We start from the raw sequence: 24,526 nt of genomic DNA, 5'->3' as shown, positions 1-24,526 counted from the left end.
CCCGTGCCCTTGGGGGAGCGGCACTGCGCGATCAGGACTCGCCAGGTCACCGACCGGGCGACGTCGAGGGTGTATCACCTACCAGGCATGCTGGTCGTCCGCGTCAGGTGGAGGCAGCGGAGCGTACTGCTGCCAGACACCGTCGCGGCACATGTACAGCCGGAAGTACGACTCCTCCTGGTCCATCAGGAACACCTGCACCCGCTGCGGATAACGCCAGGGCATCGTCCGGATATGGGTGAGCAGCGTGTCGAGGTCGGCGTGGTTGAGGGCACCGGCCCAGACCTCGCACTCCGGGTTCTTCCCACCGCCCCATTGATGGGACTCGGGATCGGTCAACGACCGTAGTGCGCCGACTCCTCGGGCTTCGTCGCCGTACGCGTTCGGGCTGGCCTCGGCTCGCCGCGGCGCCTCGCGTTCCAGCCAGCCACTCAATGACCGTACCGTGCCGTGATCCGCCATGTCCGCCTGCACCATCAAGTTCGCCACCCAGCTCACCCCGACATGCTCCATGACACGGCGGCACCACACATGCCGGCCGAGCGAAGCGACCATGGTCAACCTCACACGCCGTCGGCGAGGCTGGCGCGGCCGCAGGCCCGATCGGAAGCAGATCCGGGCGTCCAGATCCGCCGCTGGTGGGGCAAGCCGTCACACCACCTGGGCAACACCTCCGCAGGCGGTAACTGCCCGGACATCTGGCAGTTGAGCAACCGGGACATGACGATGATCGAAGCCGATCTCAACGCCACCTGTCTCGGTCGACTGCCCGAAGAAGGGCTCTGTCGACCCGGGTGGGCGGCATATCATCATCCCCCGATCGACATGATCGCGGCGAAGGTGGACATCTCTGATGCGTGAACTCCTCGGTGGAGACCCAGGTGAGTTGCTGGACCTCGACGACCAAAGCAATGTCCCGTCATGCGCTTCTCGGATAGGCCATCCGCAGGCATCGGTGGTCTCGATAGGTGTGCTGCTCGCTGGAACGGTTCGTGGGGTGGCGCCATCGCGGCCGTGATCGAGAGAATCGAGCCTTTCGCCCGTCGGCGAACGTGACGACCGAACCTGGACTGCTCGGACCCCAGATCATCCTCTCCATGCTCGTCTTTGAGTCTGGGGATCGGGGATCCAGGTGATCTAGGAACCCCCAGTGGGCACGGAAACCCCAGGGGGTTCCGAACTGCAAAATGCGAGCTAAATCGGCAAAACGGACAGTGAGTTGGGTGACAAGCATCAACGCATCACTATCTTCCCTGTTCGGGAACCGCTGCGCCCGGCCACTGCGCCGGGCGAGGATCGCAACGCCTTACCGCGCTGCCCGCGCTGGCTGGCGGCCTGCTTGGCTGCGCCCGGCCACTGCGCCGGGCGAGGATCGCAACCCTGCGGGTTTACCGAGCCGCTCGCGTAGGTCGACGGCTGCGCCCGGCCACTGCGCCGGGCGAGGATCGCAACTTCGATGCAGGTATCGAGGGTGTCGTTGTCGGCGGCAGGCTGCGCCCGGCCACTGCGCCGGGCGAGGATCGCAACTTCCAGGGGCGACGTATGCGCGTGACGCGGGTCGACGCGTGGCTGCGCCCGGCCACTGCGCCGGGCGAGGATCGCAACCGCAAGGTCGCGGGGGCGGTGAAGCGCAACGTCGCCGGGCTGCGCCCGGCCACTGCGCCGGGCGAGGATCGCAACCGCCGTCCCGTCGGTGAGCCGGGCGGCGCGACCCGTGCTGCGCCCGGCCACTGCGCCGGGCGAGGATCGCAACGCCGCGACCTGCGTCCCATCGAGCACCAGGACCATGGAGCTGCGCCCGGCCACTGCGCCGGGCGAGGATCGCAACCGCCGTCCCGTCGGTGAGCCGGGCGGCGCGACCCGTGCTGCGCCCGGCCACTGCGCCGGGCGAGGATCGCAACGCCGCGACCTGCGTCCCATCGAGCACCAGGACCATGGAGCTGCGCCCGGCCACTGCGCCGGGCGAGGATCGCAACGAAGAATCGTCGGTGATCTTGTACGATCCCGCGCATGGGGCTGCGCCCGGCCACTGCGCCGGGCGAGGATCGCAACAGCGGCTCCGGCTGAAGCAGCTGGGTGCGGAACCAGGCTGCGCCCGGCCACTGCGCCGGGCGAGGATCGCAACAGTGATGGCGCCGATCGTTTCGACCCGATCCAGCGGGGCTGCGCCCGGCCACTGCGCCGGGCGAGGATCGCAACCGGCCGTCGGCCATCCGGCTCAGTCGTACGTAGAGCGTGCTGCGCCCGGCCACTGCGCCGGGCGAGGATCGCAACGACTACCGGCCCGGGGAGCATGTGACGCTCCTCGGGCCGCTGCGCCCGGCCACCGCGCCGGGCGAGGATCGCAACGCGTAGGCGTTGGCGTAGGCGGCCGACAGCGCCCGCCGCTGCGCCCGGCCACCGCGCCGGGCGAGGATCGCAACGCGGCGGCCACCGGCACGACCCGGTACCGGCTGGGTGCTGCGCCCGGCCACCGCGCCGGGCGAGTTGTTGCACCGCCTGGTATCGCTCGGCGGTTCGAGCCGCCAGTACCCGGGGTCGGCCCCGGACATCAAGGTGCGCGTCTGGTAGCGGCGGCGCCGGATTCTGCGCCGGTGGCTGCGTCGGGGTGAAGGCCGCCTTGATGCAGCCGTGGTGCGCGGCGACGGTTTTGTCCACCGCTTGGCACAGGTTGTGCCACAGGTGCCACCGGTCGGCGACCTGCACTGCTTGCGGGGCACCGGCTCGGGCGGCCTCGGCATAGGCCCGGCCGCGGTCGCGGCACACCACGTCGATATCGGGGTGATCTGCCAGCCACGCCGTGACCGGCCCGGCGTCGCGTCCCTCAAGTACCTCGACCGGACGACGGGTTTCCAGGTCCACGATGATCGTGGCGTACATGTGACGCCGGCGCAGCGCGAAGTCGTCGACACCGACGACGCGCACGTCACCGACGGGCGGCTCCGGCAACACACGCACCAGCCGCAGCAGGGTGTCTTTGGCGACCGGCAGCCCCAGCCGTCGAGCGAGGCGAGCCGCTGGCCGGGCCGCGAGAGCGACCGCGACCTGCGCCAGCTGCTGCTGCAGCACCGGCGTCCGCCGTCCGTGCGGCTGGGTCAGACCTGACACCTGCTCGACGAACGTCACCGCCGGACAGACCTGAGACACGCACTTGAAGCGCCGGACCAACAAATCGATCACCACGGCGCAGCCACCGAGCGCGGCATCGGCCAGCCGACGCCGATACGTGCCATGCATACGCACCGAGGTCGTGCTGCAGTGCGGACAACGACTCCCACGTGCCCTCGGCCGCGCCCGCAACACGATCATCGCGGCCGATCGCTCGATCGCCTCGATGACGACGCCAGACAGATGCGGGAAAACCTTGAGCAATGTGGACTGCACCGCGAGGATCTTGGCGCTCGCTACTTGCCGTCACAAGATCAGCGACAGAGCCAGATCAGCCGTACTCACCTCTGCACTCCAACGAGTACCCCGACAATCGGCGCACTTTCTGCGTGGGTGGAGGGCTCGCCGTTGACAGAAGGTGTGTCGACGGGGGCTGTTGGGAGGGGGTGGGATGGCCGACGAGGACGACCAAGGTGATCGGCTGGCTGCGGACCGCAAGCTTTGGAGCCTGGTGGAGGCCGACCGCTTCGCCGGGCGGTCGTGGAGCCGTCTCGTAGACGTGATGGTGGCGGCCGCTGTCGCGCAGATGCGCCGTGATCTGCGTACCGAGCAGATCTTTCGTCACTGTGTCCGGCGGGGCTGGTTGCTGCATGCGCCTGACTGCTGGGCGCATGTCGACCAGGACGGCATGGTGCAGGAGAGCGTCGCGAAGGCCCTGGAGGTGTTCGTCCGGCGGTGTCAGGCCGGTGCGGGCTGGGATCCGGATCGGGGGTCCACTCTGCATGACTATTTTCTCGGTCTGTGTCGCGGCGAGTTCGCCAATGTCTTTCGCCGCTGGCTTACCAGTAGGAGCAGGACGGAGGTCGAACTGCCATCCGACGATGCCGGACCGTCCGTGCTGCGCTCGGAACAGGACCCCGCTCGATCGGCACTGGCGAAGGTGGTCCTGGACAAGATCAAGAACACGGACGTGCTGTCTGATCTGCAGCGGACGTTGCTGTTCGGGCACGCCTACGGGCTGACCCACAGCCAGCTCGCGGAGCGGTTCGGCATCTCGGCGAAGGCCGTCGAAGGTCAGATCCACCGGGCGCGTCGACAGCTTCGGAAGGAGGGAATCACATGGTGAACGCCAACTGGCCGGCTCGTTCCGGTATCGCATCGCTGCATGCCGTTGCACGGCAGCCGTGCGCACCGGACAGCGACCCTGAACTCGAGTTCGAAGACCTACTTCGAGCGTCCTCGCTCGGTGCCGCGATGGTCGATGCGGTGCCGCAGGACCGGGCGACCGACGACGAGATCACGACGATCCGAGCCCGCGCGGGCGTTGCACACCTCCCGTCTCGGCCCGGCCGACCAGACCCCAACTCCGAGGGAAGCGAGGCGCCGGGCCGGCTCGGCCGGGACGAGGAAACCGCGGTGTGGAGGCTGGTCGAGCGTGCCCAGGCTGGCGAGGCCGAGGCGTTCGGGCTGATCTACGACCGTTACGTCGACACCGTCTTCCGCTTCGTCTACTTCCGGGTCGGCAACCGCCAGCTCGCCGAGGACCTGACCGCGGACACCTTTCTGCGCGGGCTCAAGCGGATCGGTAACTTCACCTGGCATGGCCGCGACCTCGGCGCCTGGCTGGTCACCATCGCCCGCAACCTGGTCGAGGGCCACTTCAGGTCCGGCTACTACAGGCTCGAGGTCACCACCGGCGACGTGACCGACGCCGACCGACACGAACGACCGGAAAGGAATCCGGAGGCATGGATCATTGACCACATCACCGATCCGGTGCTGCTGACGGCAGTCCGGCGGCTGTCCTCCGACCAGCAGAAGTGCATCGATCTTTGCTATTTGCAGGGCTTCTCGATCGCCGAGGCGGCTCGTGCGATGCGAAAGAGCGAAGGCACCATCAGAGCACTGCAAAATAGGGCTGTGCGCACACTGGCCCACCTTCTACCAGACGGCTTCCAGCCATACCCGCCCATGTGACGAGATCTGCTCCCCGCGCACGCGGGGGTGATCCCTGGGACCAGGTCGGCGGGCAGGCCGCCACCGCCTGCGACCAGACCCACCAAAGACACGCACAGGCATCGATCAACTAGATCGTGTTAGGAGCTCTTAAGAGTTCCCGCCATCGGTCTCGGAAGGTGCTGCGCAGGGAGTCGTGGAAGAGGCGGTAGACGGTCATGCCGTTGTCCCGATCTGTGATCAGGTAGGCGCCGAGCCTCGAGTTCAACAGCGCGACGATGTCCGAGTCGCCGTACTGGCCGCCGTCCTCGTCGACCGCGCTGGCGACCAGCGGCCATAACCCGCGCCAAGGCAGCCCGGCCCCGAACGCGAAGGCGACGGCTCGCATCAGGACGACTGCGCGGTGCCGGTCGGCGGCGCTCGCGATGCTGTTGTGCAGGTCGTCGCGGAACACACCGAGCAGTCCGTCGTCGAGTGCCTTGAGCCACGAGGGATCGTCGGCCTGAATAACCTTCTGACGTCCGGCGAGCGATGAGGCGGCGATCCGGGCAACCAGGAACGAGCGGGCGGCGCGGGTGCCGACAGCCCCCGCGACACCTGCGGTGTCCGCGATGTCAACCGACGCGTACGGGGAGTTCCTGGTGCGTGTCAAGATGCTCTGCACGTAGGCGACGACATCGCGCTGGTCCCACCATGGTGCCTCGTCCACCGGGATACGGTCGGCCTGCAGGACGGACTCGGCCAAGTCGGCCAGTGGCATCGCGGCGGGCGAAGGACCCACGTGCGCCGCACGGTTCGGCGCGGCGAGTGAACGGACGCCGATGAGCAGCCGGATCTTCGGGTTCGCGGGGTCGGGCTCCAGGAAGGCGAGCACTTCACGGACGAGCACGACCGGATCCGTCGCCTCGTCGAGGGCATCGATGACGACGGTGATGGGCGACACCCGGGAATTGAGCCAGGCATGGAACGAGGCGAGGCGCTGATCCACGGTGGGCTCCGGCGAGCCGGTCTCCGGCGGGGGTACGCGCAGGGCATCGCAGATCTGCTTCAGGATTTGCGTATGCAATTTCCCGGTGGCCAGGACGGCGACGTCGACGGCGTCGAGCGGGGGCCGGAGCCCGGCCGGCACTGCAGCGATCTCCTCCGCGTACTCCTCGGCGAACTGTCGGTCGCTCAGGGTCACTAGGCGCGCTAGGACTGCGGATTTGCCGCTGCCAGCACCACCGGAGATGACCGTCACACGGGGCCAGCTGGTTGCGGCGGCGATCAACTTGCGCATGAGGGCGCCCCGCCCGGTGAAGAGCCAACCGGCCTGTTCGCCGGTGGCCACCCCGCGCGAACGCGGTGACCAGTGGGTCTCCAGTTCCTGTTTGGGCAGTGCGAGCTCGTGCCGGGCGGGGCCGATCTCGAGTACGGCGCTGCGCTGGTGGTGCGGGTTGGGCAGGCAGACGTGTGGCCCTGCCAACTGGCCGCCGTAGAGCGGATACAGCGACTGGCCAGGCCCCAGGTGCTCCTGCACGTCCTGGACGAACGCCGCCACGTCGATGTACGGGCCTTCCCCGTAGCGTCGACCTTCCGGTTCGCGCAGTGCGTCGAGGAACTTGACGATCGCAGAGGTGAGTGCCCCGGTCACCGCCTTCTCGTCGCGAGTGACGCTCGGTAGAATCAGCCACCGGCGGTGAAGCTGCCGACTCAGCCGCATGGCATCGTGCGCGACCTGGCCGGCGTAGCAGGCGTCAATGATGATCAGCAGGTGGTGGATCGGTGTGTCGGCCAGCCAGCTGATGAGGTCGGAGGTCCGCAGCGCTGTGGTAGCGAGCATGGACCCGACGCTCTTGCGCAGAATCAAGTAGTGTGTCGAGTCGGCCTCGACGCCGTGGCCCGTCACGTACAGCACTGCCGCGTCAGCGTCCGTCCACACGCGGTCGCGGGCGAGATGCTTGAGCCGGCCCCGGATGTCGTCCTCGGTAGGGTCGTCGGCGAGTTCGGGCCAGCGCAACTCGAATCGCCGGTCGGTCAGGTGTTCGGCGCAGAGCCAATCACGCAACACCGCCACTTCGTCATGGACACCCGGCAGGTCCTCCCACGTCGGGTCTTCGTACGTGGCAGTAGCGATGGTCACGAGATGACGTCGAAGAACGTCAAATTCGTCAGTCATGGACGAGGCCCGACCGGGAAGGGCGAGTTGACCTCACAAGCGGCACGATACCGTCGAATTTTCGTCAGGGCGAGCGGACACGGCGGCCCTCTCGGGCGAATATGCTGACCGAAGTGTGACGGCGTGCTCTTCGGAAGGATACCGTTGTGGACCCGTATGATGGCACCCAACGTCGCATCGCTGACCTGCTCGTTGCCTACGTGCGGCAGGCCAGTCTCGGTTGGCTCGGCGTCAACGCCTACATTCGGCAGCACCTGCCGACTCACGCATCGAGCGGTGACCTTCTCGCCGATCTGGTGAAGGACACGGGATTTCTGGGGGCGGTGGATCCGGAGCGGCTGTTGCCGGAGTTGCCGCCGCTGTCCGAGCATTCCGATCCAGCGGTGAGCGGTGTCGTGCGGGCCTACATGCGGCTCGGGGCGTCGCGGGTCGGCGGCACCTTCGTACAGCGGGTGGTCAATCTCGATCTCGAGTACGCCAGCGAGGAGCTGGGCCGTCGACTCGATGCGAGCGCTTATGCCGACTACCTTCCGTGGCGGCTGCTGTTTACCGCGGGTCGGCAGGCCGCCGTACTGGAACGGCCCCAGATCGGTTCACAGGACATCTCGGCGCTGGCCACCGCGGACCTTGACACCGGCGAGGTGCTGGTCACCTCCACCGAGGACCACCACATCCAGACGTGGAGCGCCGACACGGCGGGGCAGCTCCTGGATTGGAAGGCGCACCACGAGAGTATCCCGGCGCTGCTCCTGGTCACCGTGGCGGGTGCGCCGCGACTCGTGTCGGGCAGCGCGGACGGCACCGTGCGACTGTGGGATCCGGGCTCGGGCATGCTGCTGAGCCGCGCGCCCACTGCCTCGCCCGTCACGTGCGTCACCCGGCAGGACGTTACGGAATTGGTCGTGATCGCCGGTGGGGAGGACGGAATGTTGCGCAGCCTCCGCATGGAGCCCGGCGCGCTGCTCGGTGAGTGGCACGCCCACCGGGACGCGGTGTCCGCGTTGACCGCCGGAGACCTCGCCGGAGTGCCCGTGGTGGTGTCGGGTGGCCTGGATCGGGTGGTCAACGTCTGGCGCACGACCGACCGGGAGAACCTGCTCAGCCTGACCGGCCCCACCGGCAGCGTCATGGCGGTGGCGGTGGGACGGTCGGGCGAGCGCTCCTTCGTAGCGTCGGGCAACGCTGACGAGTCGGTCTGGTTGTGGGACGGTGTCACCGGCGAGGCGATGCATCGGTTCGCCGAGCACGAGGCGGGTGTGACTAGCCTTGCGTTCGCCGTGGTGGCCGGTGTGCCGATGCTCGCGTCGGGCAGCAGCGACATGACGATCCGGCTCTGGGACTGCCTGACCGGCACTTGTCGGATGGTGCTGCACGGTCATCTAGGCGGCATCCGCGGGCTTGCTTTCCGCATGCTGGGGGATGAGCTGCGGCTGGTGTCGGCGAGCGCCGATCGGTCGATCCGCGTATGGGATCCCGCAGATGGTCACAGCGTGGCGCCGCCGGCGCCGTCCGCTGGCGGGGTCGCCAGCATCTGGCAGTGGGGCCGGGCCGCGACGGTGGCACGCAGTTCGCCGGACGTGCACGCCGGCCCAGTCCGGTCGGTCGCGTTCGCTGAGCTCGACGGGCGGCGGAGCATCGTCTCCGGGTCCCAGGACGGCCGGCTGCATGTTCGTGACGGGACGACCGGCGAGTTGGTGGAGGGGTGGCACGGCCACGACGGCGGCACGTTGGCGGTGGCCACATTCGAGGTCGACGGGCGTGCGATGGTGCTCTCCGGTGGCCACGACGCGATGGTGCGGCTGTGGGACGCGCGGGGTGGCGCTCCCGTCGCTGAGTTCCCCGGTCATGCCCGCAGCGTGTGGGGCGTAACCGCTGGATGCCTTCACGGGCGGCCGGTACTCATTTCGGGCAGTCGCGACCGTACAGTCCGCGTCGTCGACGCGTTCGACGGCAGGACGTTGCACGTGTTGAAGGGTTCGCAGGAGAGGATCTGGGGCGTCGCCTACCAGACCGTGGACGGACGGCCGGTGATCGCGGCCGCCAGTACCGACCGCAGCATCTGGATCTGGGACGCGGACTCGGGACACCTCATCCGCCGGCTTCATGGACATACCCGAGGTACGCGGTTCGTTCGATTCGGCCGGGTGCGTGGGAAGACGGTTGTCGTTGCAACCAGTGCGGATCGGACAATTCGCGTCTGGGACTATACGACTGGTGTGGCAACGATTACACTTCGCGGTCATACAGATGGCGTCTGGGGTGTTGCGATAGGGACGTTCCAGGACCGGGCCGTCATCGTGTCCGCCAGTGATGATCTTTCGGTCCGGGCCTGGGACGTGCAGACGCGCCGATTTCTGAGCCTGCCCCAGGCGTCACCCGCATACGCGGTGGACCTGTGGGAGGGGCATGTCGCTATCGGCACGGATCGCCATGTTGTCGCCATCGACCTTCAACCTTCATTGTTCGACGAAATGGATGGGTGACTTCCGTTGAGCGTGCAGCCAGAGGCGGCGCGCGATGCATTTGATCAGGCATTCGATCGTGTCGTGGCGACGATGCTTCAGGTGAAAACGGTTCCACCGGATGATCTGGCGATGTCCGATGCCGGGGTCAGTTCGTTTGGGCTCGTAAATCTCATGATGGCACTCGAGGACGAGTTCGGTCGGATGTGGCCACTCGAATACCTCGCGGCTCCTTGCCAGATGACAGCCCTCGGTGTCCTGCGATCCCTGACCCGGGAAGTGTTGTGTGGGGAGGACCAGATGAAGACACGCCCCATAGGCGAGACGTGATGCGCTCCCTCGCGGCATCGGACCTCAACGGGCCGAATCGGGCAGATGCTCCCATCGCCACTTGTCACTGGCAACTCTTGGCCCATGCGTTGAAGAGGAGCGGTCATGGTGACTACGCGGAGATTCTCGGGCTGGCGTGGGGCTGCCAGTTCAGAGGACCCGGGGTCCTGTTCGGCGCGATGACCTGGAACCAGGTGCTGACCGAGGTCTGCGGCGTCGTGGTCACGATCGAAAGGTTCGGCGATCCCGTCGCCGCGCGAACACGGGAGCTCGACCTCTCCGCCGCCGGTCGCCCCTTCGTCGCCGAGGTGGACGAGTATCACCTGCCCGGTCACCTCGCTTCCGAGCGGCACGTCATCCATGCCGTCCTCGTGCTGGAGCGCAGCCCGGCGGCGGTCCGTTTCCTCGCCGCGCGATCGGGCGATCAGGTGATGACCGTGACCGGTGATGCCTACGAGACGATGCGTGGTGCGCCGTGCCGGGGGCGGGTCGAGCCTATGAAGCTGTACGCGCTGACCCGGGACCCGATCCGGAAGCCTTCCCCGGCGGCGGTGCTGTCCGCGGTACGGCGCCACCTGGGACAGACGCATGCCCGGTCTACGCTTGCGCTGGAGGCCTTTCTCCGCTGGGCCGGACACGGCGACGGTCAGATCGACGTCTGCCGGGCCGCCGGAGAGCGTTACCAGGCCGCCAAGCTGTTCCGGCACCTCGCGGCACATGGTGTCCCGGAGGTGGTGCCGGTCCGGGACCGCCTCGTGAGCTTGGCCGACGACTGGTACCTGGTGCACATGCTCGGGACGTACGACGACCGGCTCGTCGGTCACCGTCGAGAGCGTGTGATCCGCCTGCTGGAGCGGCTCGTGGACGCGGAGCGCGAGGTCACCGCGATGGTGCTGCGATGAATCCCGGCAACCGGGCGACGGGAGGCGCGACCGCTCCGACGGCCGCCCAGGACGCTGCCGACATGCCGGCGGCGCTGCGTCGGGCGTTCGCTGCTGACATCGAGCGATGGGGACGGGTCAGGAACCTCACCGCCGCCGTCGCTCGATCGGTGCCGACGTGGCAGGCGACGGTTCGTGCTGAGCACATGTACGTGTCATTGACCCGGCTGGATGCGGCCACGCAAGCGGTCCTATGCGTGTACACGTCCATGTTGAACGGATGCGCGTACTGCGTCGACGATGCTGCGGCGGTCGCGCTGGACGAACAGGTCACGGCCGCGCAACTGCGTACGCTCGCCACGCCGTTTGCCGCGTTCGACGCTCGCGTCGTGGCGGGGCTGGAGTATGCCAGGTGGGTCGTCCTCGCGCCATCGGCGATACCGCCGGAGGTCGTCGGCACGCTGCGCCGGTACGTCGATGACGAGGAGCTGTTGGAGCTGACCGCGGTGGTGGCCATGAAGTGCTTCTGGAACCGTTTTGTGTCGGCCTTGGGAATTCCACCCGAGGGTCGTTGTGCCGACCCGGACCTGATCCGCGACCTCTGCAGGCTCGGCGCGGTGCTCCGCGCCGGCGGCGACCCTACCAGGCCGGTATGACTCGGGCGGCCCGACCGGGCCGGTACGTGCTAGGCGTCAACACGGGCCCTCACGACGGCTCCGCCGTGCTGCTCCGCGACGGTGAACTGATTGCCATGGTCGAGCAGGAGCGATTGAGCAGGAAGCGGTATGCACGGGGCGAATCCCCGTCCGAAGCGGTCGCCGCCTGCCTCCGTCACGGCGGAATCGGCCTCGGCGACGTGCACACAATCGCGGTTGGATGGAACGTGCCCCGTCTCTGCGAGGTTGAGGGAGTGCGATACGACCGCACCGAGTTCCTGCGTTGGATGCTAGGCCCGCTGTGGGACTCCCGGACGACCGTGGATCTGCGATTCGTCGAGCACCACGTCGCGCACGCCGCGAGCGCCTTCTACACCAGCGGCCTCCGTCACGCCGCGATCCTAATCGCCGACGGCCGCGGAGAGACGGTGTCGACCAGCCTTGCAGTAGGCGGGCCCAGTGGGATCGAAGTGATCAAGACGTGGGGAATTGAGGCGTCACTCGGCCACCTCTACGGCTGGGTGGCCGACTGGGTAGGGCTGTCCCACTGGGGCGCGGGCAAGCTAATGGGACTAGCCGCCTACGGCCGGCCCGACCAGTCGGTGCCATTGGTCGCGACCCCGGACGGTTACCTCGTCCGCGGGAGCCCACCACCGGACGCACCAGCCCGCCAGCAATTCATGCTCTCCCGCAGCCGCACCCGCGCATGGCTGCGCACCGCCACGCCGCCCTTCAGCGCCGGCAGCGGCGACGACGTGATGGCGTACGCGGATGTCGCTGCCTCCATGCAACAGGCGCTGGAGGAGACCATCCTCTCGTTGGCGCGGCTCGCGGGTCGGCTCACGGGCGCCGACCGGCTGGTGATGGCGGGCGGCGTGGCGCTCAACTGTGCCGCGAACGGACGGCTGCACCGCGCGGGACTGTTCGACGAGGTGTGGGTGCCTCCGTTCCCGCACGACGCGGGGGTGAGCCTCGGCGCCGCGCTGTTGGCCGAGCGTGAGATCGCTGGCGTGGCGCCGCCCCCATCGAGGCTCGCGCACCCGTTCTGGGCACCGACCCCGCCCGGGCTCGACAAGCCGCCACTGCGACGGCTCAGCGGGTTCGAGGTGAAGCAGCTTGACGACGCGTCCGTCCCGGACGTCGTCGCACGGCACCTGACCGACGGCCTGGTGGTCGGGTGGTGGCAGGGGCGCGCGGAGGTCGGCCAACGTGCTCTGGGCGCTCGCAGCATCCTCTGCGACCCGCGTCGGTGGCAAGCCCTGTCACACGTCAACCGGCTCAAGGGTCGGGAGCAATGGCGTCCTCTGGCGCCGGCGCTGCCGGCCAGCGAGTTCGGCCGCTTCTTCGACGGGGAGCCCAGCGCACTCGCTGATTTCATGCTGGCGGCCTGGCCGGTCCGGGCCGGGTCGCGGGCACACATCCCGGCCGCCGTGCACGTGGACGGCTCTGCCCGTCCGCAACTGGTCCATTCCCGCCACGACCGGTTCTACCGCCTCCTGAGGGCGTTCGGGGAACGCACCGGTGTACCCGTGCTGGTCAATACCTCTTTCAACGTGGCGGGCGAGCCCATCGTGCTGACCGCCGACGACGCGGTCGACACGCTGCTGCGCAGCGACCTCGACGCACTCGTACTCGGTGATCTGCTCATCCGCCGTCCGACCGCCAGGCCGCTGTCACGGGCCCGGACGGCCGCCGAGCGGCCCCTTTCGTTTACGCCGTGGGCGGCACCGGCGCGTACGCCGGGTGGGTCGCCCCTCGTGCCGGCTCACACCGAGCCTTCGGGCGAAGGGAGCGCAGCCCTTGTCGACGGACAATAGGCGAACGTGGGCGGATGTCATCCGGCGAGTCCTGCGAGAGCACGCCCGCCTACCGGTGTCGGTCGAGAAGCTCGAAGAGCACACCGACCTGTACCACGCAGGAATGACATCGCTTGCCAGTGTCAGTGTGATGCTTGCACTTGAGGACGCCTTCGACGTCGAGTTCCCGGACCACCTGCTGACGAAGCAAACCTTCACCAGCATCTCCTCCATCAAGGCCGCGCTGCGCGAAACCACGGTGGGAGGGGCCGCATGACCAGCACCAGCGTCGACCCGGCCTCGCTGCAGGGGCGGGCTGCGGTGATTGCGGACGAGGTGACCAGCGCGTGGGCCGCGGCTGTCGACCGTGAGGGTCGGTTTCCCACCGAGTCGTTCGGCGCGTTGCGACAGTCGCGGCTGCTGTCGGCACTGGTACCTCCCGCGTTGGGTGGGGAAGGGGCCGGAGTGACCGACGTCGCTCAGGCCGTCGACGTGCTCGCCCGCCGTTGCGCATCGACGGCGCTCATCTTTGCCATGCACCAGATCCAGGTCGCCTGTCTCGTGCGGCACGGCCGCAGCCGGGTTCTCCAGGACGTTCTCCGAGAGGTCGCCGACCAGCAGATTCTGCTTGGCTCGGCAACCTCGGAACAGGGCGGCGGGGACGACATCCGGGCCAGCGCGTGCGCCATACACCAGCGTGACGGCGTTGCCCACGTGGACAAGCGCACCCGAGTAATCTCCTACGCCGAGGAGGCAGACGCCATCCTCGTAACGGCGCGACGTACCCCGACCGGCCCACTCAGCGATCAGATACTCATGGCCTGCCGACGTAATGATCTCGACCTGCAGCGCACCGGAGAACCCGAACTGATGGGGCTCCGTGGCACCAGGAGCCTGCCGTACCGTCTCCGTGCCACCGCGCCGCTCGACGCGGTGCTGGACGACTCCTTCGAGACCATTCTCGCGACGACGATGCTGCCCGTGGCGCACACGCTGTGGGCGGCGGCCTGGCTCGGCATCGCGACCGGAGCACTCGAACGCGCGTCGCGCTTCGTCCAGGCGGCGGCGCGAAGGGCTCCCGGGACGATGCCGATTGGCGCCGTCCGCCTGGCCGGACTGTCCGCAGCTCAGCAACAGCTACGTGAACTGGTGTACGCGGCAGCGCGGCGGCTCGATGAGCGTGACGGCGTCGCCCCACCGACGCCCGACGACACAGTCTTCATGAACAATCTTAAGGTGTCGGCTTCCGCATTGTGCGTCGATGTGGTGAGTGGTGCCTTGGTGGTGATCGGGATGGCCGGCTACCGGGAAGAGGGCGAGTATGCGATGGGGCGGATGCTGCGTGACGCCTACGGCGGCCTCGTCATGGTCAACAACGATCGGGTGCTCAACGGCACCGCGCAGTTTCTGCTTTCCGTCCGGAGGTGGTGATGATCGACGACGGTGGACCGGCCGGTTTCCGTGCCGCGCTCGTGGAGGCGGGGCACCTGGTGCCGTTGGGCCCGGCCGGGCTGTACGCCTTCACCGGTGGGTTCGAGTCCATCGTCCAGGCGGTCGATGCGTGGCTGCTGACGCTCACCAGCGGTGACGAAGCGCTGCATCTGCGTCTGCCCCCGGTGTGCGGAACGGACGATTACCTCCGCGCCGGCTACCTCGCCTCCTTTCCGCAGCTCGCCGGGGCCGTGTACGGCTTCGACGGCGACGAGGGCGACCACACCGTGCTGCGCCGGCAGCACTGGACCGACCGCCTTGCCCCGGCGGGTCTCATGCTGGTGTCCGCGGCGTGCCAGCCGGTCTTTCCGATGTTCCGAGGGGAGCTGCCCAGACCCGGGCGGCGGGTCGACCTGTTGGGTCACTGCTTCCGGCGGGAACCATCGGTGGACCCGGCCCGTATGCAGTCGTTCCGGCAGCGGGAGTTCCTGTTCCTCGGCAACGCGGCCGACGCGACGGGGTTCCGCGACCGTTGGGTCGAGCGCGGACAGGATGCGATGCACGAGCTGCGGCTACCGGTTCGGGCCGTCACGGCGAATGATCCCTTCTTCGGTAGGGCCGGAAAGCTGCTCGCGACGCATCAGCGGAAAGATGGCGCGAAGATCGAACTCGTCACGGAGCTCTACCACGGCGACAGTTCCACCCCCACCGCTCTAGCCTCCTGCAACGCCCATGGCGACCGCTTCGGTCACGCCTTCGACATCAGGTGTGCCGACGGGGCGACCGCACACACCAGTTGTGTCGGTTTCGGGCTTGAACGGCTCGCCTTGGCGTTGCTCCGGGTGCACGGACCCCATCCCACCGCCTGGCCCGCGCAGGTCCGCCGATCGGTCGGCGTATGAGACGTGTACTCGCCGTCTCCCGACAGGATCACGTCGCTCACCCGCTGCACGGTTGCGACCAGATCTGGAGCGAGACAAGTTGCAGTCTCGACGTGTGGGTCGAGGTGATCCACGCGCTTGGCCTCGACCCTGCCGCGGGACTTGCCTCAACGCTGTCCGCCGACTTCCTCGACGACCAGTGGCAGTTCCTGAAGTTCCCGCCGGAAGACCTGCGCGACGTCTTCGGGCTGGTTGTCGACGAGGTGACCCTCTGGCGGCCGCTGATCGACCACATCGAGCACTTCCTGGGTGCCGGACGGTTGTTGACGGTCGAGGTCGACTCGTGGTTCCTGCCCGACACCGCCGGCCGGTCTTATCACACCGAGCACGTGAAGTCGACGATCGTGCCGAACGCGGTCGACCGTGCCGGCAGGCGGCTGGAGTACTTCCACAACACCGGCTACCACGATCTGTCCGGCGACGACTTCGAGGGGCTCTTTCTGGCCGGCGACGGCGGCGGGCACGGCCTTCCCCCGTACGTGGAGGTGGTCCGGCTCGACGGGGTCGTTCGGTCCGACGTACTGCCGCGGGCTCTCCGGGCGGCGCGCTCGCACCTGGCACGCCGGCCCGCCGACAACCCGGTGGACCGGCTCGGCCACCGGTTGGAGGAGGAACTGGTTCAGCTGTCGCGGTGGAACGAGGACATGTTCCACCGGTATGCGTTCGCGACCGTTCGGCAGTGTGGCGCGACGGCCCAGCTTGCCGGCTCGTTCGCCCGCTGGCTGCACGGTCGGGCGGATCTTCCGCTGCACCGTGCGGCGGAGTGCTTCGAGACCGTCGCTGCGGAGGCCAAGAGTCTGCAGTTCAAATTGTCGCGGATCACTCGCGGCCGTGCTGTCGAGACACGACCTGCGGTAGCTGTCATGGCGGCCAACTGGGCGAACGGCCTCGCCGTGATGGCAGCTGGGGTGGGCGACGGATCACCGATCGGTCACCCGGCGGAGAGGGTTTCGCGATGAACCTGCTCGACGTCGCCGAATGGGAGGCGCTCTCGTCGCCGCCCGGGGCGGCGGAGTCGCCGGAGGACCTGCCCGACGATGGCTGGATGCCCGCCCGGGTGCCGGGCACCGCCGCTGAGGTCCTGCGGGTCAACGGCAGGGCACCGGTGACCGGGGAGGAACTGGACGGGTGCGACTGGTGGTGGCGCACCGTCATCGATGTGGCGCACTGCCCTGCCGGTTGGTTGCTCACCGTGGAAGGGCTCGCCACCGTGGCGGACGTCTGGCTCGCCGGAACGCACGTGCTGCACAGCGAGAACATGTTCCGGTCGCATGCCGTTGAGCTGGCCGCCCTGCCGCGTACGGTCACGGTCGAGATCCGCTGCCGGGCGGCCCTACCCCTCGTGACTGCCCGGCGCCCTCGACCGCGTTGGAAATCCTCACTCGTGACGCAGCAGGGGTGGCGCTGGTTGCGCACGTCACTGCTCGGGCGTGCCCCGGCCTGGGCCGGTAGCGCACCGCCGGTCGGTCCGTGGCGAGCGGTATCGCTGCGCGCCGTGGACCGCCCGTACGTCGTGAGCCACCACCTGTCGGCCCAGCTTGACGGCGACGAGGGTGTGGTGGCGGTGGAGGCCGGGCTCGTGGCGCCGGAACCGGCGAGGCGGGCAACGGTCTACGTCGGCGACGCGTTCGCCGAGGCCTCCCTCGCCGATGGTGCGCTGCGCGCCCGGGTACGGGTGCCGCGGGTGCGGCCGTGGTGGCCGCACACCCACGGTCTGCCGTACCGCTACCCGGTCTCGGTCGTGGTTGACGGGTACGAGGTCCGGCTGCGCGACATCGGATTCCGCAACGTCACCGTGGACCGCTCCACCGGCGGTTTCCAGCTCCGATTCAACGGCGTGCCGTTGTTCGCCCGTGGCGCTTGCTGGATGCCACCGGACCCTGTCTCCCTGCGCGCGGACACTGCACAACTCCGCGCCACGATCGAACTGGCGCGCGACGCCGGGTTCAACATGCTGCGCGTCGTCGGGGGCACGCTGTACGAGACGGATACCTTCTACGACCTGTGTACCGAGGTTGGCATGCTGGTGTGGCAGGACGTCATGTTGGCGACGCTGGACCCGCCTGACGACGACGGGTTCCTCGCGGAGCTGGCAGCTGAGGTGACACAACTCGTCGAGCGGGTGTCCGGTCGACCCTGCCTCGCCGTGCTCAGCGGCGGCAGCGAGACCGAACAGCAGCCGGCGTTGCTGGGTATCCAACGCGACCGCTCGGCCGTGACGGCGGTCGACACGCTGATTCCCGAGTTGCTGCGGCAGCGTGTGCTGGAGGTGCCGTACGTACCGTCGACTCCCACCGGCGGTGTGCTACCAACGGATGTCTCGTCCGGTGTCGCTCACTACTACGGCGTCGGTGCCTACCTGCGGCCCCTGTCGGAGGTCCGGACCGCCGGGGTGCGCTTCGCCGCCGAGTGCCTGGCACTAAGCATTCCCCCGGAGGCTCCGGGGGTGGAGCGGTGGTTCGGATCAGCTGCTGTCGCAGGTCACCATCCGGCTTGGAAGGCGGGTGTGCCGAGGGACCGCGGCGCCTCGTGGGATTTCGAGGATGTCCGGGACCACTACGTGCGCCAGGTTTTCGACGTGGATCCGATGCTGGTGCGGATGGAGGACCCGCAGCGGTACCTCGACCTCGGCCGTGCGGTCACGTGCGTGTTGATGACGGAGGCCTTCGCGCGGTGGCGGCGGCCCACCTCCGGGTGCGCCGGAGCGCTGGTCTGGACACTGCGGGACCTCGCACCCGGTGCCGGCTGGGGCCTGACGGACAGCGGTGGGGCTCCCAAGGCGCCCTGGTACGCGCTGCGGCGGGTGCTCGCTCCGGTCTCCGTGCTCGTGAGCGACGACGGGCTGAACGGCCTCGTCGTGATCGCCTGCAACGACACTAAGGTGGCGATAGCGGCGCGCTTGGAGATCCGCCTCTGGTCCGTGTCCGGTGTCCCGCTCGAATCGGTGTCCACACAGGTCGTCGTGCCGGCGCGGGAAGGGATGGAGATCCGCCTCGACGAAGTTGTGGGCCACTTTACCGACGCCGGCCACGTGTACCGGTTCGGTCCGCGCATATGGGATGTGCTGCGGGTGAGGTTGATCGGAGCGGACGGCTTGGTGCTCGCCGAGCAGGTCGCGCTTCTCGGCGAACACCTGCGACCGGCGTACGACGGGGGATTGAACGCGGTGGTGCAGCGGACCGACGACGGGTGGCAGGTCGACATCGCTGCCACCCGGCTCGCGCAGTGGGTCGCCATCACCTGCGCCGACTATCAACCCACCGAGTCGTGGTTCCACCTCGCACCCGGGACGGAGCGCCGGGTGCGGCTGGATCCGGTCCGGTCCGGTGCAGGTCGACCGATCGTCCGGGTGCGGGCAATGAACGTGCCGGAGACGGCGGCCGCATATGGTTGCTCGGCGTCCGAGGACGAGTTGGAGGAGTGCGGGTGACCCTGATCGTCGGCGTACATGGAATCGCGAAGCACCACTCCGGTCGTCATCAGTTGTTGGCCGACTGGCGGCCGGCGCTGTTGGACGGCGTCGAGCGAGCCACCGGTCGCCGCGTCGACCACGTCGACCTCGACCTTGCCTTCTACGGCGACCTCTACCTGCCGCCGAGGACATCCGGAGGGTGCAAGGGCAACGAGGAGGCAGACGCACTCGATGGTCTGAGCGACGAGGAACGCGCCGATGTCGAGGAGATGCTCTCGGAGATGGTCACACCGGAGGACGTGGCAGCCGCCACCGCCTACCTGGCAGGGGAGAAGGGCTACACCCGAATGCCTACACCGCTCCAGGTGCTGCTGCGGGCCTTGGGGATCCGCTTCAGGTCGGCTTCCGCGATCACGGCCGTGGGTGCCCTGCGGCAGGTGCGCGGCTACCTGCGTGACGTCGCGTTGAAAGCCGAAATCGACCAGCGCGTCACGGAAAGCGTGACATCCGGATGCCGGGTGCTCGTCGGCCACTCGCTGGGATCGGTGGTGGCCGCCGAGTACCTTCGGCGTACCCCGGATCACGGCGTTGCGCTGCTGCTCACGCTGGGGTCACCGCTCGGGCTGCGATTCGTCCGGTCCCGCTTTCCCGCTTCCTCGATCGACGTTCCCACCTGGGTGAACATTCGAGACCGCCGTGATCCAGTGGCGAGTGCCGGCTCCTTACGGCCGTGGTGGCCGCAGATCGCAGAGGCGGACGACATCCTTGTCGAGAACGGGGCCGACACGCACGCGGTTGAGCGGTACCTCAGCCGGAGGGCGACGGGCGAGGTGCTCATCCGTGCTGTTCCCGAACTCGTCGGCCGTGAGTGGCGCAATGTCCGTCAGCGGCTAGGCGAAGGTGATGACTCCCTGCAATGCCACCAAACACCAAGCCAGCCCGGCTAACACAGCGAGGCCGCCGAGAGGTGCTCATCTAAACAAGAGGCTACAGAAGGCGAGGCGAGAACCGTCATGCTCCCCTCCAGTCAGGGTCATTGCGTAGTTGGGTAACTGCTGGTCGCGGTGGCGATGAGGTCGTGTGGGCGACGGTTGGCGCGCGGCTACTGCAGGCAGTCGGCCGCGATCATCGTGAAACCCTACGCACCCGCCACCGCATCGCTGAGTGGCGGGGAGAGGCAGGAGACTGGGTGGGCGCAGTCGCCGCGTTCGAGGACTTGCTCGCTGACCGCCTGCGGCTGTCGGGCCCCGATGACTCCGACACTATGGCCACCCGACACCGCATCGCCGAATGGCGGGCCAAGGCAGGCGATGCGGTTGGCGCGGTCACGGCTTTGGAAGAGTTGCTCGCCGATCAGCAACGTGCGTTGGACCCCGACCATCCCGACATCCTGCTCACCCACCGCAGTATCGCTGCTTGGCGAGCAGACACGGGTGACTGGGCTGGCGCGGTCGCCGCGTTGGAGGTCCTTCTTGCTGTCCAGCTGCGCGTGTCGGGGCCCGACCGTCGCGACACGTTGGCCGCCCGCGCCTTCCTTGCCGATCGACGAGGCAGGGCAGGGGATGTTGAGGGAGCGCTCGCCGCGTTGGAGGAAGTGCTTATTTCCCGGGTGCAGGTATTAGGTCCCTACCATCGCGACACCTTCGCCACCCGCCGCGCCCTCGCCGGTTGGCGCGGAAGGGCAGGAGACTGGGCCGGCGCAGTCGCCGAAACGGAAGCCCTGCTCGCCGACCAGCTACGTCGGTTGGGCCCCAACCATCGCGACACCTTCGCCACCCGCGGCGCGCTCGCTGACCGCCGGGGAAGGGCGGGAGACTGGGCCGGCGCAGTCGCCGAAACGGAAGCCCTACTCGCTGATCAACTGCCTGTGGTCGGCCCCAGGCATCCCGACGCCCTGCGCACTCGTCGTCACCTTGCTAATCGGCGAAGAAGGGCGGGGACCGAGTCGCCGCGCTCATCGCGATGAGGATTCCGGGCACTGCTCAAGGAAAATTGGCGGAGTCCAAGACTACTCAAACCGCATCAGCCGTGCAGGTCGGCAAAGCCGCGAACGGCCCTGACGTCAGCATGAGCGCACCGCGTCGGGTCGTGGAGGCGCGTTCGGCTGGGAATGCTCGCGCGCAGAGACAGGTCCGGAACGCCCGGGCTCCGGACCCGTCAAGAAAGGCTGATCTTCAACCGAGCGGGATAGCGCCGGTAAGGCGCATTCCAGGTTGGGCATCGGTTCGTGTCGATCCCGAGACACGCCCAAAGCCAACACTCCAGGTCGAGCTCGATTTCAAGGTGTTGACCTTCGAGGCGACTCGAACCCCAATGCTGCAACCGTCGTCGCAATCGCGAGAAGCCGAGGCGGTCGGTGCGAGGTGCTGCGACCGGCGCGGAGGTGGACGCGCACAAGCCCGATTCGGCCGTGTATCTGCTGACGCTGCAACGGCTCGGGCTGCCGGCGCAGGAGGCGGTTGCCCTCGAGGACACCGCGCACGGCGTGGCGGCGGCACACGCGGCCTGGCTGCACTGCGTGGCGGTACCGAACCCGCATGCGGACCACGCCCGCTTCACGGCTGCGGACCTCCTGCTGACCAGCGCCGCAGACCTGTCCCTGGACGCGGCCATGGCCGCACTGGCCGGACGCGCGGGCCGCCTCCGCTGAGCGGCGTAGCGGCCATGACCGCAGCGATCCGAAAACTCGTTCGGAGCGGCGAGATAGCAAGGCCAGGATCCACGCTGAAGCCGCCAGCGTGTATCCGCATAGGCTCTATAACCGTGGACGAGGATCGCTTCGAGCGTTACGACCGGTACGAACGGAGCCTCATAGAGGTTCTTGACCTGCTCGGCCTTGCGCACCCGCCCGCACCGTCCGGCGACGAGCGCACCAACCAGAAGGTCCGGCGACACTGGCAATGCCACGTAGCCCTCATGATCATGCGGGAGGCGGCGCCACAGCAGCCCGAGGAACTGTTCGAACCGCTCATGCGCGCCGCCGTCTACGAACCCGACCCTAGCCACACCCAACGGCACATCAGGCCAGCGCTGGCTGCCTTCGGCCGCAGACGCGTGCAGACGAGGCTTCTCGAGTACCTCCGGACGGGAACCACATACGAGATCATCGGCGCGGCGGACGCCTGGTACTGCTCGTACCTCCGCGTCGCGGGCAGCGAGGTCGAGGACGATCCGTGCACCGACCTGCGGCGCGACTTCCAAGAAACCGGCCTGCGCATATACCTGGCCAACGACGATCCAGCAGTCCGCCACCACCTCATCTCGTTGCTGAACCTCCGCGCCGACAAGAACCCTCCAGAGCTGCGCCCTCTGGTCGCCAAGGTGCTCCGAGTCGCCCATTCCGTCTGAGGGGGATCACTTCCGCTTCGCTCGAGGTTCGTCCCTGCCGTCGGCCCAGCACCCCCGACTGCTTGTCTCGCTTCTGGGGTTGACCCGGTTTGACGGACAGGGTCGGTAAGTTGATCTCACGCTACCTTGTTGGTTGGCCTGCGGAAATAGGCGGTCGATTCGTACTCGGCCGGACTCATGTAGTCCAGGGTGGAGTGGCGGCGGCGGGTGTTGTACCACCCCTCGATCCAGTCGAAGATCGCCGCGTGGGCGGCGGCTCGGGTGGGCCATGGCCGCCGGTCGAGTAGCTCGGTCTTGATCGTGGCGAAGAACGACTCGGCGACGGCGTTGTCCCAGCACTGTCCTCGGCCGCCGACAGACAGCCGTACCCGGTGTCGGTCGGCCAGGCGGGCGTACTGGGTGCTGGTGTATTGACAGCCCCTGTCGCTGTGGAAGATCACCGGCCCGGTCGGACGTCGGCTGGCGATCGCGTGGGACAGGGCCTGGGCGGGCAGGTCGGTGCGCAGATGATCGGCGGTGGCCCAGCCGACGACCCGTCGCGAGGCGATGTCGATCACGGTGGCCAGATACAGCCACCCTTCCCAGGTGCGGATATAGGTGATGTCCCCGCACCAGCGGGTGTCGACCCCGGTCGCGGAGGTGGTGAAGTCCCGGCGGACCAGATCCGCCGGCAACGCCGCTGACGGGTCGGGCACGGTGGTGGTGCGCCACCGTTTCGGCGCCCGACCGCACAATCCCGCCGTGCGCATCAACCGAGCGATCCGCTTGCCGGAATGCCGCCGTCCCCGCGCGGCGAGTTCGGCGCGCACCCGAAGGGGCACCGTAGGTGCCCGCCGAGCCCGCGTGGACATCCACGATGCGGGCGATCAGGTCGACATCGTCACGGTCCCGCCGCGACGGGCCGGCGCGGTGCTGGTAGTAGGCGGACCGGGAGACCTCCAACAGCTCACAGGAACGCTTCACGTTCCCATCGGGCCGCGCATTCTCCGCCTCGATGAACGGGTACACGTTCACCGGGTCTCCTTCGCGAAGAAAGCCGTGGCCCGTTTCAGGATGTCGACGTCCTCACGCAGCCGACGGTTCTCCCGCCGCAGCCGCGCCAACTCATCCCGCTCGTCACTGGTCAACCCATCCGACCGCGCGACGGCGTCGAGGTCAGCCTGCTTGACCCACTCCCGCACCGCGGTCTCGGTCAGGTCGAAGTCCCTCGCGACCTGCGCGACCGTGCGGTCACCGCGCCGGCACACCTCGACGATCTCCGCCTTGAACTCCGGCGTGAACGCCCGACGCGGCCGGCGTGGCTTCTTACCCATGCCTTCCATGATGAACATCCTCCCGAGGAGCACACAGCCCCTCTGAGCTGGGATGTCCGTCAAACCGGGTCAGGCCCAGCCTACGGCGACGAGCGCGTACGACGGTGCCGGACCCGGCCGCGGCGAAAGCGGCGGACCTGATCGGCCGGGACTTCACCGCCGGGCAGCCGAGTCAGCGTTACGTCGGTGACATCACCTACTTACCGGTCGGTGAGCGCGGGTTCCTCTACCTGGCCACCGTCCTGGACCTGCACTCCCGGCGCCTCGCGGGCTGGGCGATCGCTGACCACATGCGCACCGACCTGGTCATCGACGCCCTGAACGCCGCCCAGCGGACTCGGGGCAGCCTGCACGGGGCGATCATGCACACCGACCACGGAGCCCAATACACCTCCCGGGCCTTCGCCGAGGCCTGCACCGCAGCCGGGGTCCAGCAATCGATGAGCACGATCGGTAGCTCCGCCGACAACGCGGCTGCGGAGTCGTTCAACGCGACCTTCAAACGCGAGACCCTGCAAGGCCGCCGCGCCTACACCGACGAACGCGAAGCACGACTGACCTCGTTTCGCTGGCTGCACCGCTACAACACCGTCCGACGCCACTCACGGCTCGGACAACAATCACCGATCACCTACGAGAAGAGCACCCGGCCAGCGCCAGCTACGCTGGCCCCGGCCGCATAAACCCCGTGTCCAGGGTCAGGGGTCAAGCCCCTGCTGACTGACGCCGGGCCA

Annotated in this window: 21 protein-coding genes, 2 pseudogenes and 1 CRISPR repeat array; of the genes and pseudogenes, 18 read left to right on the top strand and 5 right to left on the bottom strand. The window is 68.2% G+C overall.

What is annotated here, in order from left to right; translation table 11 throughout:
- Positions 1-78 precede the first annotated feature (78 nt).
- On the bottom strand, positions 79-435 hold the full coding sequence (locus ACQVFL_RS20500; RefSeq protein WP_431727377.1) for a hypothetical protein: 357 nt from the start codon (positions 433-435) through the stop codon (positions 79-81).
- A gap of 15 nt (positions 436-450) precedes the next feature.
- Here ACQVFL_RS20500 and ACQVFL_RS20495 point away from each other — a divergent pair, with 15 nt between their 5' ends.
- A complete protein-coding gene (locus ACQVFL_RS20495; protein ID WP_431727376.1) occupies positions 451-861 on the top strand; it encodes a hypothetical protein in 411 nt (136 codons plus the stop codon).
- A gap of 405 nt (positions 862-1,266) precedes the next feature.
- Positions 1,267-2,423: a CRISPR direct-repeat array (repeat unit 37 nt; unit sequence GCTGCGCCCGGCCACTGCGCCGGGCGAGGATCGCAAC).
- 268 nt (positions 2,424-2,691) lie between these two features.
- Here the strand turns inward: ACQVFL_RS20495 and ACQVFL_RS20490 are convergent.
- A pseudogene (locus ACQVFL_RS20490) lies at positions 2,692-3,309 on the bottom strand (ISL3 family transposase); the annotation flags it as partial.
- Between the two features lie 250 nt (positions 3,310-3,559).
- Between ACQVFL_RS20490 and ACQVFL_RS20485 the strand changes: the two are divergent.
- A complete protein-coding gene (locus tag ACQVFL_RS20485) occupies positions 3,560-4,234 on the top strand; it encodes an RNA polymerase sigma factor (protein WP_431727375.1) in 675 nt (224 codons plus the stop codon).
- Positions 4,228-5,085 carry a sigma-70 family RNA polymerase sigma factor gene (locus ACQVFL_RS20480; RefSeq protein ID WP_431727374.1) on the top strand — a complete coding sequence of 286 codons (858 nt, stop codon included), beginning with the start codon at positions 4,228-4,230 and terminating at the stop codon, positions 5,083-5,085. Before ACQVFL_RS20485 ends, ACQVFL_RS20480 begins: the two co-directional genes overlap by 7 nt.
- 109 nt (positions 5,086-5,194) lie before the next feature.
- On the opposite strand, the gene ACQVFL_RS20475 is transcribed toward ACQVFL_RS20480, so the two are convergent.
- A complete protein-coding gene (locus ACQVFL_RS20475) occupies positions 5,195-7,186 on the bottom strand; it encodes a caspase family protein (protein WP_431727373.1) in 1,992 nt (663 codons plus the stop codon).
- Between the two features lie 182 nt (positions 7,187-7,368).
- On the opposite strand from ACQVFL_RS20475, the gene ACQVFL_RS20470 reads away from it, so the two are divergent.
- The 14 genes from ACQVFL_RS20470 (at position 7,369) to ACQVFL_RS20405 (ending at position 22,479) form a co-directional block, all read left to right on the top strand.
- Positions 7,369-9,705, top strand: coding sequence for a hypothetical protein (locus tag ACQVFL_RS20470; RefSeq protein ID WP_431727372.1), 2,337 nt, complete (start codon positions 7,369-7,371; stop codon positions 9,703-9,705).
- Positions 9,706-9,711: 6 nt separating this feature from the next.
- Positions 9,712-10,014: a hypothetical protein gene (locus ACQVFL_RS20465; protein WP_431727371.1), complete on the top strand. Its 303-nt coding sequence runs from the start codon at positions 9,712-9,714 to the stop codon at positions 10,012-10,014.
- Positions 10,014-10,916, top strand: coding sequence for a hypothetical protein (locus tag ACQVFL_RS20460; protein WP_431727370.1), 903 nt, complete (start codon positions 10,014-10,016; stop codon positions 10,914-10,916). The genes ACQVFL_RS20465 and ACQVFL_RS20460 overlap by 1 nt, the downstream gene beginning before the upstream one ends.
- Positions 10,913-11,551 carry a carboxymuconolactone decarboxylase family protein gene (locus ACQVFL_RS20455; RefSeq protein ID WP_431727369.1) on the top strand — a complete coding sequence of 213 codons (639 nt, stop codon included), beginning with the start codon at positions 10,913-10,915 and terminating at the stop codon, positions 11,549-11,551. The genes ACQVFL_RS20460 and ACQVFL_RS20455 overlap by 4 nt, the downstream gene beginning before the upstream one ends.
- A 65-nt stretch (positions 11,552-11,616) precedes the next feature.
- Positions 11,617-13,368, top strand: coding sequence for a carbamoyltransferase family protein (locus ACQVFL_RS20450; RefSeq protein ID WP_431727368.1), 1,752 nt, complete (start codon positions 11,617-11,619; stop codon positions 13,366-13,368).
- Positions 13,295-13,624, top strand: coding sequence for an acyl carrier protein (locus ACQVFL_RS20445; RefSeq protein ID WP_431727367.1), 330 nt, complete (start codon positions 13,295-13,297; stop codon positions 13,622-13,624). Before ACQVFL_RS20450 ends, ACQVFL_RS20445 begins: the two co-directional genes overlap by 74 nt.
- The gene (locus tag ACQVFL_RS20440; protein ID WP_431727366.1) at positions 13,621-14,778 is read left to right on the top strand and encodes an acyl-CoA dehydrogenase family protein; all 1,158 of its coding nucleotides are present in this window, start codon (positions 13,621-13,623) and stop codon (positions 14,776-14,778) included. Before ACQVFL_RS20445 ends, ACQVFL_RS20440 begins: the two co-directional genes overlap by 4 nt.
- A gap of 41 nt (positions 14,779-14,819) precedes the next feature.
- The gene (locus ACQVFL_RS20435) at positions 14,820-15,680 is read left to right on the top strand and encodes a hypothetical protein (protein WP_431727365.1); all 861 of its coding nucleotides are present in this window, start codon (positions 14,820-14,822) and stop codon (positions 15,678-15,680) included.
- Positions 15,677-16,678 (top strand): DUF1839 family protein, encoded by a 1,002-nt coding sequence (locus tag ACQVFL_RS20430; protein ID WP_431727364.1) that lies wholly within the window; start codon positions 15,677-15,679, stop codon positions 16,676-16,678. The genes ACQVFL_RS20435 and ACQVFL_RS20430 overlap by 4 nt, the downstream gene beginning before the upstream one ends.
- Positions 16,675-19,149 (top strand): glycosyl hydrolase 2 galactose-binding domain-containing protein, encoded by a 2,475-nt coding sequence (locus ACQVFL_RS20425; protein WP_431727363.1) that lies wholly within the window; start codon positions 16,675-16,677, stop codon positions 19,147-19,149. Before ACQVFL_RS20430 ends, ACQVFL_RS20425 begins: the two co-directional genes overlap by 4 nt.
- Entirely contained in the window at positions 19,146-20,078 is a 933-nt protein-coding gene (locus tag ACQVFL_RS20420; RefSeq protein WP_431727362.1) for a hypothetical protein, read from the top strand. The genes ACQVFL_RS20425 and ACQVFL_RS20420 overlap by 4 nt, the downstream gene beginning before the upstream one ends.
- A 242-nt stretch (positions 20,079-20,320) precedes the next feature.
- Positions 20,321-21,097, top strand: coding sequence for a tetratricopeptide repeat protein (locus ACQVFL_RS20415; RefSeq protein WP_431727361.1), 777 nt, complete (start codon positions 20,321-20,323; stop codon positions 21,095-21,097).
- A 390-nt stretch (positions 21,098-21,487) separates the two neighbouring features.
- Entirely contained in the window at positions 21,488-21,781 is a 294-nt protein-coding gene (locus ACQVFL_RS20410) for an HAD-IA family hydrolase (RefSeq protein WP_431727360.1), read from the top strand.
- A gap of 113 nt (positions 21,782-21,894) precedes the next feature.
- Positions 21,895-22,479 carry a hypothetical protein gene (locus tag ACQVFL_RS20405; protein ID WP_431727359.1) on the top strand — a complete coding sequence of 195 codons (585 nt, stop codon included), beginning with the start codon at positions 21,895-21,897 and terminating at the stop codon, positions 22,477-22,479.
- 116 nt (positions 22,480-22,595) lie between these two features.
- Here ACQVFL_RS20405 and ACQVFL_RS20400 read toward each other — a convergent pair whose 3' ends face one another.
- Positions 22,596-23,288: an IS3 family transposase gene (locus tag ACQVFL_RS20400; RefSeq protein ID WP_431727358.1), complete on the bottom strand. Its 693-nt coding sequence runs from the start codon at positions 23,286-23,288 to the stop codon at positions 22,596-22,598.
- Between the two features lie 201 nt (positions 23,289-23,489).
- Positions 23,490-23,792: a transposase gene (locus tag ACQVFL_RS20395; protein ID WP_431727357.1), complete on the bottom strand. Its 303-nt coding sequence runs from the start codon at positions 23,790-23,792 to the stop codon at positions 23,490-23,492.
- A gap of 80 nt (positions 23,793-23,872) precedes the next feature.
- Between ACQVFL_RS20395 and ACQVFL_RS20390 the strand changes: the two are divergent.
- Positions 23,873-24,475: pseudogene (locus ACQVFL_RS20390) on the top strand (IS3 family transposase); the annotation flags it as partial.
- Positions 24,476-24,526 lie beyond the last annotated feature (51 nt).

The organism is Verrucosispora sp. TAA-831 (genome assembly GCF_050780145.1).
In the GTDB taxonomy this organism is placed as follows: domain Bacteria; phylum Actinomycetota; class Actinomycetes; order Mycobacteriales; family Micromonosporaceae; genus Micromonospora.
Note: the sequence above shows the minus strand (reverse complement) of the source record. Positions and strands in the feature narration are given on the sequence as shown.

Bases quoted from the DNA above. Each gene is read 5' to 3' on its own strand.
- ACQVFL_RS20485 (WP_431727375.1), top strand. From the start codon at position 3,560: ATGGCCGACGAGGACGACCAAGGTGATCGGCTGGCTGCGGACCGCAAG.
- ACQVFL_RS20395 (WP_431727357.1), bottom strand. From the start codon at position 23,792: ATGGGTAAGAAGCCACGCCGGCCGCGTCGGGCGTTCACGCCGGAGTTC.
- ACQVFL_RS20425 (WP_431727363.1), top strand. From the start codon at position 16,675: ATGAACCTGCTCGACGTCGCCGAATGGGAGGCGCTCTCGTCGCCGCCC.
- ACQVFL_RS20460 (WP_431727370.1), top strand. From the start codon at position 10,014: ATGCGCTCCCTCGCGGCATCGGACCTCAACGGGCCGAATCGGGCAGAT.
- ACQVFL_RS20440 (WP_431727366.1), top strand. From the start codon at position 13,621: ATGACCAGCACCAGCGTCGACCCGGCCTCGCTGCAGGGGCGGGCTGCG.
- ACQVFL_RS20480 (WP_431727374.1), top strand. From the start codon at position 4,228: ATGGTGAACGCCAACTGGCCGGCTCGTTCCGGTATCGCATCGCTGCAT.
- ACQVFL_RS20430 (WP_431727364.1), top strand. From the start codon at position 15,677: ATGAGACGTGTACTCGCCGTCTCCCGACAGGATCACGTCGCTCACCCG.
- ACQVFL_RS20455 (WP_431727369.1), top strand. From the start codon at position 10,913: ATGAATCCCGGCAACCGGGCGACGGGAGGCGCGACCGCTCCGACGGCC.